We start from the raw sequence: 13,567 nt of genomic DNA on the forward strand, positions 1-13,567 counted from the left end.
CTTCAGGCCACCGGCAGCGCCAGCCACTGCCGCCACAGCTGCCGCGCCGTATCCTGGTAGCGGCGCGTGACCGCGAGCAGCTCGGCGCGCGGCTCGGGCGGCATCAGCTCGGCCGGCAGCAGCGGATCGCGGATCAGGTGCGCGATGACCGCGCGGCCCAGCAGCAGCGACTCGCGCACGGCCGTTTCGAGCGGCCGCGTGCGCAGCCGCTGCTCGCTGCGCTCGAGGCCGGCCTGCAGGCGGCGGCATTGCGCGGCCAGCGCGCGCACGTCCCACAGCCGGCGCGCGCTCGCCTGCGCCGCCTCGTCGAGGTCGGCGAGCCGGAACACCGGCGCGCCCGGCGAGAGCCCCAGTTCCTTGAGCTTGCGGCGCTCGGCCTCGAGGCCGCCCGCCAGGTTGTCGGGCCGGATCTGCAGGCCGGGCCGCAGCGGCTCGAAGCCGCGCAGCGAGAGCGCGAGGCCGTGGCGGCGCCAGGCGGTCTTGTCGGCGCGCGCCACGCCGGCGTCGTGCACGGCCAGCCAGTCGCCGCGCCAGCCGACGGCCTGCGCCTGCTTGTGCAGCCAGCCGTCGACCGCGCGCGACAGCGCCGGGCCCTCGCGCTCGAGCCGGTAGTTGCCGCGCTCGCCGCGCGCGATCTTGCCCTCGGCCGCGAGCCGCGTGAGGCCCACGCGCATCGTGGTCTCGCCGATGCCCAGCAACGCGCCCGCGCGGCACAGCGCGTGCGAACTCAGCGTGCCGCCGTCGGCCACCAGCAGGTCGAGGATCAGGTCGGGCGCGCTCGGCAGGCTGACGGAGACATTACATATCTTGTCCATGTTTGCGAAATGATGAAATGTTTCCTACGATGACCGGGACCGATCCATTCCGTAATTTTGTGTCCGAAGGAGCCCGTCCATGGCATCCGAACAAACCCCCTGTGTACGCGCCGAATCCGATGGCGCCATCCTGACCGTCACCATCGACCGGCCTGCTCGGCGCAACGCGGTCGACGGCGCGGTGGCCGCCGAGCTGCGCGCGGCCTTCGAGCGCTTCGAGGCCGACGACGCCCTGCGCGTGGCGGTGCTGACCGGCGCGGGCGGCCACTTCTGCGCCGGCGCCGACCTCACGGCCGTCGGCGACCCCGCGCGGCGCAACGAGCTCGACCCCGAGGGCGGCGGCAGCGGACCGATGGGGCCCACGCGCATGGCGCTGTCCAAGCCGCTGATCGCCGCGATCAACGGCTACGCGGTGGCGGGCGGGCTCGAGCTCGCGCTCTTGGCCGACCTGCGCGTGGCCGACGAGGACGCGGTGTTCGGCGTGTTCTGCCGCCGCTGGGGCGTGCCGCTGATCGACGGCGGCACGGTGCGGCTGCCGCGGCTGGTGGGCATGGGCCGCGCGCTCGACATGATCCTGACCGGCCGCCCCGTGGGCGCGGCCGAGGCACTGGCCATGGGCCTCGCGAACCGCGTCGTGCCGCCCGGCGGCGCGCTGGCCGCGGCGCAGGAGCTGGCGCGCCAGATCGCCGCCTTCCCGCAGCAATGCATGCTGGCCGACCGCCGCTCGGCCTTCGAGCAATGGGACCTGCCGCTGGCCGAGGCGCTGCGCCGCGAGGGCGCGCGCGGCGTGCCGATCGTCGCGGCCGAGGGCGAGGCGGGCGCCGCGGGCTTCGGGGGCGGCGCGGGCCGGCACGGCGAGTTCGGGCGCTGAGCGCGCCCCCACCCGAAGAACACACAGGAGACACGGACTTGCACCAAACCACCTACCTCGAACTGATCCGCCGCGGCGCGCTGCAGCACGGCCCGCGCACCGCCATCGTGTTCGGCGAACGCAGCCTGAGCTTCACCGAGGTCGACCAGCTCAGCAGCCGGCTCGCGCAGGCGCTGCACGCGGCCGGCGCGGCGCCGCGCACGCGCGTGGCGCTGCTGCTCAACAACGGCCTGCACAGCGTGCCGCTGGACTTCGCCTGCGTGAAGGCCGGCATCAACCGCGTGCCGCTCAATGCGCGGCTCTCGCTGGCCGAGCATGCGCGCATGCTGGCCGACACCGGCTGCACCCACCTGGTGTTCGGCCCCGACCTGGCCGAGCGCGCGGCGGCGCTGCGCGAGGCGGCACCGGGCCTGGCCTGCCTGGGCCTCGGCGCGGCGCTCGAGGGCGCGCCCGACCTGCTGCCGCGGGCGGCGACGCTGCCCGCCACGGCGCCCGACTTCGAGCCTTCGCCCGACGACGTGGTGCTCACGCTCTTCACCTCGGGCACTACCGGCACGCTGAAGGCCGCGCAGCACACGCAGGCCTCGTACGCGGCGATCTGCCGCAACGTGCTGCTGAACCTGCTGAACGCCACGCCCGAGGACGCGATGCTGCACGCGGCCTCGCTGATCCATGCCAGCGGCGTGTTCGTGCTGCCGTTCTGGCTGCGCGGCGGCCGCACCGTGATCCTGCCGGGCTTCGAGCCGGGCCTGTTCCTGCGCACGCTGCAGGCCGAGCGCATCACGGCGATCAACCTGGTGCCGACCATGCTGCAGATGCTGTTCGAGCACCCGGAGCTGGCGGCCACCGACGTGAGCGCGCTGCGCTACGTGATCTACGGCGCCTCGCCGATGCCGCGCAGCGTGATCCAGCGCGCGATGGCTGCCTGGGGCCGGCACCGCTTCTGGCAGTACTACGGCCAGACCGAGGTGCCGCTGTGCCTCGCGGTGCTGCGGCCCGAGGACCATGTCGACGAACTGCTGGGCGCCTGCGGCCAGCCCGCGCTCGAGGTCGAGATGCGCCTGGTCGACGAGGCCGGCAACGAGGTACCCGCCGGCACGCCGGGCGAGATCGCGGTGCGCGCGCCCTCGGCCGTGGCGGGCTACCACGATGCGCCCGCGCTCAATGCCGAGACCTTCGTCGCGGGCGGCTGGGTGCGCACGCGCGACGTCGGCGTGTTCGACGCGCGCGGCTTCCTGCACCTGAAGGACCGCACCTCCGACATGATCATCAGCGGCGGCTACAACGTCTACCCGCGCGAGGTCGAGGATGCGCTGATGACGCACCCCGCGGTGCGCGAATGCGCGGTGATCGGCCTGCCGCACGAGAAGTGGGTGGAGGTGGTCACGGCGGTGGTGGTGCCGCGCGCGGGCCAGGCCGTCGACGAGGCGGCGCTGATCGCGCACGTGGCCGGGCGGCTCGCCTCGTACAAGAAGCCGCGGCGCGTGATCTTCGCCGAGGAGATTCCGAAGACAGCGGTCGGCAAGCTCGATCGGCGCGCGCTGCGCGAGCGCCACCGGGGCTGATCAGCCGCCCACGCGCTTGAGCGTGGCGCGCATCGCCTTCGCGAAGCGCGGGTCGGCCATGGCGCCGACGTTGAAGCGCGACCAGCGCGAGAGCTGCGTCGAGTCGACGCTGAAGATGCGGCCCGGCGCCATCACGATGCGCCGCGGCAGCAGCTCCCTGGCGAAGGCCAGCGAGTCGGCCACGCCCGGCAGCGCGGCCCAGACGTAGAGCGACTGCGGGCTGCGCGCGAACACCTCGGCGCCCACCGAATCGAAGAAGCGCAGCGCCTCGCGCGTGGCCTCGCCCAGGCGGTTCTGCAGCCGGTTCAGGTGGCGCTGGTAGTGGCCCTCGCTGAGGATCACGTCGACCGTGCGCTCGGCGTACTCCGAGCTGCTCACGTGGATCAGCGCCTTGAGGTCGGCGAGGTCGCTCGCGAGGTCGGCGCCGCAGGCGACGAAGCCCACGCGCAGCGCGGCCGAGAAGGACTTGGAGAAGCTGCCGATGTAGATGGTGCGCTCGAGCTGGTCGAGCGCCGCCAGGCGCGGCAGCGCGGTGGGCTTGAAGTCGGCCAGCGGGTCGTTCTCGACGATCAGCAGGTCGTGCTTCTGCGCCAGCTGCAGCACGCGGAAGGCCTTGGCCGGCGAGATGTCGGAGCCGGTCGGGTTGTGGGCCAGCGACTGGGTGAAGAACAGGCGCGGCCGCTCGGCCACCAGCAGCTGCTCGAGCACCTCGAGGTCGGGCCCGTCGGCCAGCCGCGGCACCGCGAGCATCTGCGCGCCCGCGAGCTTGAGCTTGCCGAACAGCGGGTAGTAGCCGGGATCGTCGACCAGCACCTTGCCGCCGGGCGGCACGAAGTAGCGGATGACGATGTCCATGGCCTCGTTGGCGCCGTGCGTGAGCACGATCTGCCGCGGTTCGGCGCCGATGCCGAAGTCGGCCAGCTTGCGCACCAGGTGCTCGCGCAGCGGGCCGTAGCCGAAGCGGCTGCCGTAGCGGAACAGCGCGCCAAGCCCCGTGCGCACCACCTTCGGGTGGTACTTGTCCAGCCGCACGTCGGCCAGCCATTCGACCGGCGGGAAGCCGTCGCCCACGGCCACCGCATCGGGTTCGGTCTTGAGCTGCTCGCGCATCAGCCACACGATGTCCATCGCGCGGCCCAGGCTGCCGGCATCGTCCTCGGGCGGCTTCGCGCCCGCGGGCTTCGGCTGCGCGCGCACGAAGTAGCCCGAGCCGCGGCGCGGCTCGACCAGGCCGCGCGAGACCAGGTTCTCGAAGGCCGCCACCACGGTGTTCTTGGCATAGCCGTGCAGTTGCGCGAGCTCGCGCAGCGAGGGCAGCTTGTCGCCGGCCTTGTAGGCGCCGCTGGCGATCTGGCGCGCGAGGGCCTCGGCGAGCGAATCGGCGATGGGGGCGGCGCGCGGGCCGCTTCGGGAGAGTGCGCTCATGACCGGCGACTGTGACACAGCGGGCACTGGACGCGCCGCACTGTCCCGACTGTCCCGCGAAACTGTGCCTTCCGAGGCTGGTACAGCGGGCCTAGATTCGCACGCTTCCGAATCCACCCTTGCACGAACCCAAGCACGAACGATGGTCGCCGACGCCCGCCTCCCCAATTTCCGAGCCCTGACACCCGCGCAGCGCCTCGATCACATCGCGCAGGCCGCTGCGCTCACGCCCGAGGAGAAGGCGCTGCTCGCCGCGCCCGGCGCGCTCGGCATCGAGCGCGCCAACGGCATGGTCGAGAACGTGATCGGCACCTTCGAGCTGCCGCTGGGCGTGGCCGGCAACTTCACGGTCAACGGCCGCGAGTACCTGGTGCCGATGGCGGTGGAGGAGCCCTCGGTGGTGGCCGCCGCCTCCTTCATGGCCAAGCTGGCGCGCGAGGGCGGTGGCTTCGAGGCCTCGAGCAGCGGGCCGCTGATGCGCGCGCAGGTCCAGCTGCTGGGCCTGGGCGATCCGCACGGCGCGCGGCTGGCGCTGCTGCGCGCGCGCGATCGCATCCTCGAGGTGGCGAACAGCCGCGACAAGGTGCTGATCGGCCTGGGCGGCGGCTGCCGCGACATCGAGGTGCACGTGTTCGAGGACACGCCGCGCGGCGCGATGGTGGTGCTGCACCTGGTGGTCGACGTGCGCGACGCGATGGGCGCGAACACGGTCAACACCATGGCCGAGGCGGTGTCGCCGCTGGTCGAGCAGCTCACGGGCGGCACGGTGCGGCTGCGTATCCTCTCGAACCTGGCCGACCTGCGGCTGGCGCGCGCCCGCGTGCGGCTCGCGCCCGAGGTGCTGAAGACCGCCGAGCGCAGCGGCGAGGAGATCGTCGAGGGCGTGCTCGACGCCTACACCTTCGCGGCCGTCGACCCCTACCGCGCGGCCACGCACAACAAGGGGATCATGAACGGCATCGACCCGGTGATCGTCGCCACCGGCAACGACTGGCGCGCGGTCGAGGCGGGCGCGCATGCCTATGCCTGCCGCCATGGCCGCTACGGCTCGCTCACCACCTGGGAGAAGGACAAGAACGGCTCGCTGGTCGGCACCATCGAGATGCCGATGCCCGTGGGGCTGGTCGGCGGCGCCACCAAGACCCATCCGCTGGCGCGGCTGGCGCTCAGGATCCTCGGCGTGCAGTCGGCGCAGGAGCTCGGCGAGGTGGCGGTGGCCGTGGGCCTGGCGCAGAACCTCGGCGCGCTGCGCGCGCTCGCCACCGAGGGCATCCAGCGCGGCCACATGGCGCTGCATGCGCGAAACATCGCGCTGGTGGCCGGTGCCACGGGCGACGAGATCGATGCGGTCGCCAAACAGATGGCCACCGAGCACGACGTGCGCACCGATCGCGCGGTGGCGCTGCTCGAAGCCCTGCGCGCCAGGAACTGAACTTCACGGATCGCGGGAAGGCCCCGCACCACGGACCGCGGCCGATACCGCGGCGGCACGCGGGGCGCGTGCCGTCACACCAGCAAGAACGGAGACAAGCAATGAACCCGAACGGCACGACGCAGGCGCGATGGCGCCTGGTGGAAATCTGGGGCGACACGGCGGACCTGCGCCATCTCGCGGGCGCGATCGCGATCGGCATCGCCGTGAGCCTGGCCGGCTTCCTGCTGGCCAACCGCCTGCTCGCGGGCGCCGTGCGCTCGCCCGAACTGGCGCGCGCCTACGCGATGCTGGCGGGCCTCGCGGGCTGCGTGATCGCGGGCCTGATCTGCGCGCTGCTGTTCGCGCCCAAGCGCGAGGTGGTCGAAGGCGGCGCGGCCGATCCGCGCTGGCGCGAGGAGGTGCTGGCCGAACTGGCCGGCGAGCACGGCGAACTCGGCGCGATGAGCGACCTGCCGCCCGCCGCGCTGCGCGAGCTCCAGGAACTGGGCCTGCACGACCTGTTCGCCAACCACCGCCCGCGCACCCGCGCCGCCGCCGAAGGAGCCGCCTCGTGATCGACGCCGCACTGCTGAACCAGATCCTCGTCGCCACCGGCATGGGCCTCGTGGGCGCCGTGGTGTTCGCCGCCATCGGCCTCGTGTCGGGCACCGACGAGACCACCACGCTCGCGCCGCTGACCCTGCTGGTGGTGCTGCTGGGCGTGCCGCCCGCGGGCGTGTTCACCTTCTTCCTCGCGGCCGCGGTGGCCAAGCACATGACGCATGCGGTGCCGACCGCGCTGCTGGGCATTCCGGGCGACACCATGGCCACGCCGCTGCTGCAGGACGCCAACATGCTGCGCAACCTCGGCGTGCCGCACATCGCGCTGCGCAAGATGGTGTCGGGCGCGATCATCGCGGCCTTCGTCGCGGTGCCGCTGGCCGTGCTGTTCGCGGTGCTGCTCGCGCCCTACGGCGCGGCCATCACCAAGGCGGCGCCGTGGATCTTCGTGGTGGCGGCGGTCGCCATCGCCTGGTTCTCGAGCGGGCGCTGGGCCTCGGTGGCGACGCTGGTGCCGTTCGTGATCGTGATCGTGGCGCTGCAGTCGCTGACCGCCAAGTACGGCGTGAAGCTCAGCATCAGCTATTTCCTCGGCATCGCGATCGGGCCGCTGGTGGCCGACCTGTTCTCGGTGCTGTCGCCGACGGCCAGGGCGCGCATGGCGCGCGAGAAGGTGCGCACCTTCTCGCTGGCGCCCGACGTGAAGGGCTGGAGCGGCTACTTCCCGAACCCCTTCAAGGTGCTCGACCGCGGCCAGGTGAAGTGGACGCTGGCCACCGCCACCATCTCGAGCGCCACCTTCGTGTTCAGCCCGGTCGCGATGACGGTGGTGCTCGGCGAGCTGGTCGGCTCGCGCATCAAGCATGCCTACCACCGGCTCACCACCACGCTGGCCGCGCGCAATGGCGTGACCGAGGCCACCTACGTGGCCGAGGCGCTGATCCCGCTGATCGCGATCGGCCTGCCGCTGAGCCCGGTGGCCGCGGGGCCGGCCGCGCCGCTGTTCAATGCGCCGCCGGTGTTCACCATCGACGCCGCCACCGGCCAGACCCACAACCTGCACAACCTGCTGAGCCACTGGGAGTTCCTGGGCTACGGCATGCTGGCGGTGGTCCTCGCGGCGCTGGTGGCCTATCCCTTCACCATGAACTTCGCGCGCCGCGCGGCGCTGTTCGTCTCGCGCAAGGTCAGCCACGAGGCGATCATCGCCACCTTCGTCGGCCTGATCGTGGTGATCAGCGTCTGGGAAGGGCAGCTGCTGGGGCTGTTCGTGATCCTCACCATGGGCCTGCTCGGCGGGCTGCTGTCGCGCGCCATCGGCTTCAACACCGGGGTGCAGTTCATGGGCTACTACACGGCGGTGCTGACGGTGCCGGCGGTGCTGAAGGCGATCGGCTAGGGTTTCGGTTTCTTCTTCGAGCCGGGCGGCTCGTCGAGCCCGAACAGCCGCTCCACCTGCTGCCCCACGCGCGCGCCGATCGCGGTGCCCACGCCCGGCAGCACCGCGCTGCCGACGGCCGCGCCCGCGAGCGCGCCGCCGGTCAGCGAGAGCTCGGGATCGCTCATGGTGCCGCCGATCTTGAGCGGCACGCCGACCACGCCGTCGACGATGTCGACCGCGGCATCGCCCTGGATGCGCCGGTTGAACAGCCGCACGTTGCCGCTGGCGGTGAGCACGCCCGAGCGCGCCTTGAGGCCGGTGTAGCGCAGCACGGTGCCGTCGGGCGTGGCCTCGGTGTCGAGCGTGCCGCTGAGCTCGTCGAGCACGGTGCGCCCGCCGCGGCTGATGCCGGCGGTGCTCACGGCCTTGGCGAGGTCGAGCTTGGTCAGGGTGGCCGGGCTGACCGAGAACACGGTGCGCGTGCGCAGGCCGCGCATCAGGGCGCCGGCCTTGTCGGCCTCGGCCGTCAGCGTGGTCTGGCCGTGCAGCTTGCCGGCGACGAAGGTGCGGCGCCCGAAGGTCTGGACCAGCGCCTCGATGTCGACATCGCGCGGCACGAGCTCGGCCGACACGCGCAGGCGGCCGTTGTCCAGCGACTCGAAGCGGCTGACGCCGTTCCAGCTGCCGCCCGCCACGTCGATGCGGGTCTGCCAGCGGTCGTTGCGGCCCTCGCGGTCCAGCCGCAGCCGGGCCGGCGGCGAGGCACCCGCGCGCTCGGCCAGCGCATGGCGCGGGCGCCAGCCGGGGTCGAAGTCGATCTGGCCGTCGTAGGCGAGCTCGATGTCGCGCCGGTCGATCCAGCGCACGTCGCGCCAGCGCAGCCGCTCGAGCGGCGTCTCGGCCAGCGTCCAAGGCGCGGGCAGGGCGATCCGGCCTTTCTCGATGGTCTCGGGCGCGCGGCCGCGGAAGGCCCGGATCGCCTCGCCCGGCAGCACCGCGCCCTCGACCTCGAGCGTGTCGGCGGCGACCACGCGCCTCCACAGCGGCGCGAGCTGCAGCCGCAGCGCGATGCGGTGCACGGTGACCGGGCGCGGCTGGTCGGTGGCGACGTCGGTCAGCACCAGCACCGGCATCGGCAGCAGCGACCAGTGGGCGCCGCCGATCCTGAGGCCGATGCCGTAGTGCTTCTCGAAGCCCTCGGCGATGCGCTGCGACACCTCGGCGTCGCTGGGCAGCAGCCAGCGCGCCGCGCCCCACAGCGCGAGGGCGCCCGCCAGCAGCACCAGGGCCGAGCCGGCGAGCCAGAACCGGACGCGCCGGGAGAGGGGTTTCATCCACGCAAGCTAGCACGCCTAGGCGACTGCCGATGTCAGCCGCCGTCGCCAGGGCCTGTTAACTCTATAGAAGGGGTCGCGCTGCTTCGCCAAGGGGCTGGATGCAAGGCGCCCGCGCGCAGCAAGGCGTCCGCCTTGCAAGCGCGGGCAACGCCGCAGACGGCCCCTTGGCGAAGCAGCCCGGAGGGAAGCTTGCCATAGCCCGCCCCTCGGCGTTGCGCTCCTAGCGTGTGCGGACGCACACGCGTCGTCGCGCGCCTTGATGGGCGGGCTATGGCAAGCTTCGCGACCCCTTCTATAGAGTTAACAGGCCCTAGTTTCCGCCACCCTTTTCGAAGCACACCAAGACGAAAGACGAGCACGCCATGCGCATCTGGAAGAAAGACATCTCGGTCGAAGCCCTGACCCAAAGCCACGTCGGCACCACCGTGGAACACCTGGGCATCGAATTCCTCGAGGTCGGCGACGACTTCATCCGCGCACGTTGCCCGGTCGACAACCGCACGCGCCAGCCCTACGGCATCCTGCACGGCGGCGTGTCGGTGGTGCTGGCCGAGACGCTGGGCTCGTGCGGCGCCCACTATTCGGCGCCCGAGAGCGACCGCGCCGTGGGCCTGGACATCAACGCCAACCACATCCGCTCGGCCTCGAGCGGCTGGGTGATCGGCACGGCCCGCCCGGTGCACCGCGGGCGCAGCACCCAGGTCTGGCAGATCGACCTGACCAACGAGACGGGCGAGCTGACCTGCGTTTCGCGCATCACAATGGCGGTGCTCCAGCCCAAGGGCTGAGCACGACCGGCAGCCTACAAGCCTGGACTACGACACGAGGAGACAAGCCATGAGCAATCCATTCACCTGGCGCGAAGTCGCCGCCACCGAGGGGCGCGTGGTCGCGCCCGACGAACGCCTGCCCTGGGTCCAGACCGGATTCATGGGCGTGCAGCACGTGATCGCGATGTTCGGCGCCACCGTGCTGGCACCGATCCTGATGGGCTTCAGCCCCAACATCGCGATCCTGATGAGCGGGATCGGCACGCTGATCTTCTTCCTGATCACCGGCGGCAAGGTGCCCAGCTACCTGGGCTCGAGCTTCGCCTTCATCGGCGTGGTGATCGCGGCCAGCGGCTACGCCGGCAAGGGGCCCAACGCCAACATCGCGGTGGCGCTGGGCGGCATCGTGGCCTGCGGCGTGGTCTACATCCTGATCGGCGCGATCGTGCAGGCCGTGGGCACGGGCTGGATCGAGCGCTTCATGCCGCCGGTGGTGACCGGCGCGGTGGTGGCGGTGATCGGGCTCAACCTCGCGAACGTGCCGATCAAGAACATGGCGGCCGGCAACTTCGACGCCTGGATGCAGGCCCTGACCTTCCTCTGCGTGGGCCTGGTGGCGGTGTTCACGCGCGGCATGGTGCAGCGGCTGCTGATCCTGGTGGGGCTGATCCTGGCCACCGTCGTCTATGCCGTGCTGACCAACGGCATGGGCCTGGGCAAGCCGGTGGACCTCGGCGGCATCGCCGCCGCGGCCTGGTTCGGCGCACCGGCCTTCACCGCGCCGGTGTTCACGGCCAACGCGATGCTGCTGATCGCCCCGGTGGCGATCATCCTGGTGGCCGAGAACCTGGGCCACCTGAAGGCGGTGACGGCCATGACCGGGCGCAACCTCGACGGCTACATGGGCCGCGCCTTCATCGGCGACGGCATCGCCACGGTGGTCAGCGGCGCGGCCGGCGGCACCGGCGTGACCACCTATGCCGAGAACATCGGCGTGATGGCCGCCACCCGCATCTACTCGACGGCGGTGTTCGTGGTGGCGGCGCTGATCGCGCTGGTGCTGGGCTTCAGCCCCAAGTTCGGCGCGCTGATCCAGGCCATCCCGCTGCCGGTGATGGGCGGCGTGAGCATCGTGGTGTTCGGCCTGATCGCGGTGGCGGGCGCCAAGATCTGGGTCGACAACAAGGTCGACTTCTCGCAGAACAAGAACCTGATCGTGGCGGCGATCACGCTGATCATCGGCACCGGCGACTTCACGCTGAAGTTCGGCGACTTCGCGCTCGGCGGCATCGGCACCGCCACCTTCGGCGCCATCATTCTTTACGCACTGCTGGGCCGCACGAAGAACTGAGCCGCTCCCGGGGGCCTGTGCAAGCCCCCAAAGTGAAACCTCGTGCAATAAATGTGCTTCCAGGGCGGCCCGGGCCGCGGCGCACCACCGCCGCGCGGCCCGCGCCCGTTAGACTCCCAGGCTTTTCGCACCGACGTTTTCCAGACGTTTCCCCAATGGCCGATGTCTCCGCCGCGCGCACCAAGGCGGTATTCGAATTCAAGAGCGCCACGCTGCCGCTGATCGCGGTCATCCTCAAGACGACCGATCTGGGCGTGCTGGCCGAGGCGCTCGACGCCCAGCTGGCGGATTCCCCCGATTTCTTCGAGCAGGAACCGGTGGTCATCGATCTCTCGCAACTGCCGGAAGCCTCCGCCGAGGCCGGGGCGCTCGATTTCGAGGCGCTGCGCGGCCTGCTGGCGCGCCACCAGACCCAGCCGATCGCGGTGCGCGGCGGCAGCGAGACCCAACACGCCGCGGCCCGCGCCGCCGGCCTGGTGGTGACCGACATGCCGGCCGCCCCGGCCCCGCGTCCGGCCGAGCCGCCGCCGGCGGCCCCGTCGCCCGCGCCGCAGATCGTGCGCGAGGTGCCGGTGCCGGCCAACGGCACGCTCCTGATCGACCGGCCGCTGCGCTCGGGCCAGCAGGTCTACGCGCGTGGCGGCGACGTGATCGTGACGGCCGTGGTGAGCCATGGCGCCGAGGTCATCGCCGACGGCAACGTGCACGTGTACGCGCCGCTGCGCGGCAAGGCGATCGCCGGCGCGCGCGGCAACACCGAGGCGCGGATCTTCTCGACCTGCCTCGAAGCCCAGCTGGTGGCGGTGGCCGGCATCTACCGGACCTCGGAAGTGCCGCTGCCCGACACGGTGCTCGCGAAGGCGGCCCAGATCCGGCTCGATGGCAAGAAAATCGTGATCGAGCCCATTGCCTGACGGCAAGCCGGGACAACGCGGCAGCGATCCAGCAACAACCGAATCGAAACAAGAAGGAATGGCCATGGCCAAGATAGTGGTGGTGACCTCGGGCAAGGGCGGCGTCGGCAAGACGACCACGAGCGCCAGTTTCTCCTCGGGCCTCGCGCTCGCGGGCAAGAAGACGGCCGTGATCGACTTCGACGTGGGCCTGCGCAACCTCGACCTGATCATGGGCTGCGAACGCCGCGTGGTGTACGACCTGATCAACGTGATCCAGGGCGAGGCCAACCTGAGCCAGGCCCTGATCAAGGACAAGCAGTGCGAGAACCTGTTCGTTCTCGCCGCCTCGCAGACGCGCGACAAGGAAGCGCTGACGCAGGAAGGCGTGGAGAAGGTGCTGGCCGACCTGGCCGCGATGGACTTCGACTACATCGTCTGCGACTCGCCCGCGGGCATCGAGACCGGCGCGATGATGGCCATGCACTTCGCCGACGAGGCGCTGGTGGTGACCAATCCCGAGGTCTCGTCGGTGCGCGACTCGGACCGCATCCTGGGCATGCTCAGCAGCAAGACCAAGCGCGCCAAGGACGGCGGCGACCCGGTCAAGGAACACCTGCTGATCACGCGCTACAACCCGAACCGGGTGGCGGGCGGCCAGATGCTCTCGCTGGAGGACATCCAGGACATCCTGCGCATTCCGCTGATCGGCGTGATCCCCGAGTCGGAGAGCGTGCTGCATGCCTCCAACCAGGGCGTGCCCGCGATCCACGACAAGGACACGGACGTGGCCCAGGCCTACAGCGACGTGGTGGCGCGCTTCCTCGGCGAGGACAAGCCGATGCGTTTCGTCGAGGCCGAGAAGCCGGGCTTCTTCAAGCGGATTTTCGGAGGCAGATAAGGCATGTCGTTCCTCTCGTTCCTCCTTGGCGAGAAGAAGAAGACTGCAAGCGTTGCCAAGGAGCGCCTGCAGATCATCCTCGCCCACGAGCGTTCCAGCCTCAGCGGCAAGAAGCGGCCCGACTACCTGCCCGAGCTCCAGCGCGAGCTGGTGGCGGTGATCTCGAAGTACGTGGCCATCAATCCCGACGACATCAAGGTCCACCTGGAAACCCAGGACAACCTCGAAGTGCTCGACATCAAGATCGAGCTGCCCGACCCGGCACCCACGCCGGCGCGCTGAG

The 13,567-nt window shown here is 71.3% G+C and carries 13 protein-coding genes; 10 read left to right on the forward strand and 3 right to left on the reverse strand.

Annotation, left to right across the window (positions count from 1 at the left end; genetic code table 11):
- Positions 1–2 precede the first annotated feature (2 nt).
- Positions 3–815 carry a PaaX family transcriptional regulator gene (locus ACEN9J_RS20415; RefSeq protein ID WP_413761909.1) on the reverse strand — a complete coding sequence of 271 codons (813 nt, stop codon included), beginning with the start codon at positions 813–815 and terminating at the stop codon, positions 3–5.
- Between the two features lie 79 nt (positions 816–894).
- Between ACEN9J_RS20415 and ACEN9J_RS20420 the strand changes: the two genes are divergently transcribed.
- Positions 895–1,686: a crotonase/enoyl-CoA hydratase family protein gene (locus ACEN9J_RS20420; protein WP_413761910.1), complete on the forward strand. Its 792-nt coding sequence runs from the start codon at positions 895–897 to the stop codon at positions 1,684–1,686.
- A 38-nt stretch (positions 1,687–1,724) separates the two neighbouring features.
- Positions 1,725–3,251: a class I adenylate-forming enzyme family protein gene (locus ACEN9J_RS20425; RefSeq protein WP_413761911.1), complete on the forward strand. Its 1,527-nt coding sequence runs from the start codon at positions 1,725–1,727 to the stop codon at positions 3,249–3,251.
- On the opposite strand, the gene ACEN9J_RS20430 is transcribed toward ACEN9J_RS20425, so the two are convergent.
- On the reverse strand, positions 3,252–4,676 hold the full coding sequence (locus ACEN9J_RS20430; RefSeq protein WP_413761912.1) for a PLP-dependent aminotransferase family protein: 1,425 nt from the start codon (positions 4,674–4,676) through the stop codon (positions 3,252–3,254). It lies immediately after the preceding gene.
- 142 nt (positions 4,677–4,818) lie between these two features.
- On the opposite strand from ACEN9J_RS20430, the gene ACEN9J_RS20435 reads away from it, so the two are divergent.
- From ACEN9J_RS20435 to ACEN9J_RS20445, 3 genes are all read left to right on the forward strand, one after another.
- Positions 4,819–6,108 (forward strand): hydroxymethylglutaryl-CoA reductase, degradative, encoded by a 1,290-nt coding sequence (locus ACEN9J_RS20435; protein ID WP_413761913.1) that lies wholly within the window; start codon positions 4,819–4,821, stop codon positions 6,106–6,108.
- A gap of 101 nt (positions 6,109–6,209) precedes the next feature.
- A complete protein-coding gene (locus ACEN9J_RS20440) occupies positions 6,210–6,665 on the forward strand; it encodes a hypothetical protein (RefSeq protein ID WP_057591784.1) in 456 nt (151 codons plus the stop codon).
- Positions 6,662–8,050 carry a tripartite tricarboxylate transporter permease gene (locus tag ACEN9J_RS20445; protein WP_261212173.1) on the forward strand — a complete coding sequence of 463 codons (1,389 nt, stop codon included), beginning with the start codon at positions 6,662–6,664 and terminating at the stop codon, positions 8,048–8,050. The genes ACEN9J_RS20440 and ACEN9J_RS20445 overlap by 4 nt, the downstream gene beginning before the upstream one ends.
- On the opposite strand, the gene ACEN9J_RS20450 is transcribed toward ACEN9J_RS20445, so the two are convergent.
- Positions 8,047–9,366, reverse strand: a complete 1,320-nt coding sequence (locus tag ACEN9J_RS20450) for a hypothetical protein (protein WP_413761914.1) — start codon at positions 9,364–9,366, stop codon at positions 8,047–8,049. The genes ACEN9J_RS20445 and ACEN9J_RS20450 overlap by 4 nt on opposite strands.
- A 365-nt stretch (positions 9,367–9,731) precedes the next feature.
- Between ACEN9J_RS20450 and ACEN9J_RS20455 the strand changes: the two genes are divergently transcribed.
- The 5 genes from ACEN9J_RS20455 to minE all read left to right on the forward strand — a co-directional run bounded on the left by ACEN9J_RS20455 (position 9,732) and on the right by minE (position 13,566).
- Positions 9,732–10,157, forward strand: a complete 426-nt coding sequence (locus ACEN9J_RS20455) for a hotdog fold thioesterase (RefSeq protein ID WP_413761915.1) — start codon at positions 9,732–9,734, stop codon at positions 10,155–10,157.
- 49 nt (positions 10,158–10,206) lie between these two features.
- The gene (locus ACEN9J_RS20460; protein ID WP_413761916.1) at positions 10,207–11,490 is read left to right on the forward strand and encodes a solute carrier family 23 protein; all 1,284 of its coding nucleotides are present in this window, start codon (positions 10,207–10,209) and stop codon (positions 11,488–11,490) included.
- Positions 11,491–11,645: 155 nt separating this feature from the next.
- Positions 11,646–12,404, forward strand: a complete 759-nt coding sequence (gene minC, locus ACEN9J_RS20465; RefSeq protein ID WP_057591788.1) for a septum site-determining protein MinC — start codon at positions 11,646–11,648, stop codon at positions 12,402–12,404.
- Between the two features lie 64 nt (positions 12,405–12,468).
- Complete coding sequence (minD, locus tag ACEN9J_RS20470; RefSeq protein ID WP_057591862.1) at positions 12,469–13,284, forward strand: septum site-determining protein MinD; 816 nt, start codon at positions 12,469–12,471, stop codon at positions 13,282–13,284.
- A 3-nt stretch (positions 13,285–13,287) separates the two neighbouring features.
- Positions 13,288–13,566: a cell division topological specificity factor MinE gene (gene minE, locus ACEN9J_RS20475; RefSeq protein WP_057591789.1), complete on the forward strand. Its 279-nt coding sequence runs from the start codon at positions 13,288–13,290 to the stop codon at positions 13,564–13,566.
- Position 13,567 lies beyond the last annotated feature (1 nt).

The organism is Variovorax sp. Varisp41 (assembly GCF_047325085.1).
Lineage (GTDB): Bacteria > Pseudomonadota > Gammaproteobacteria > Burkholderiales > Burkholderiaceae_C > Variovorax.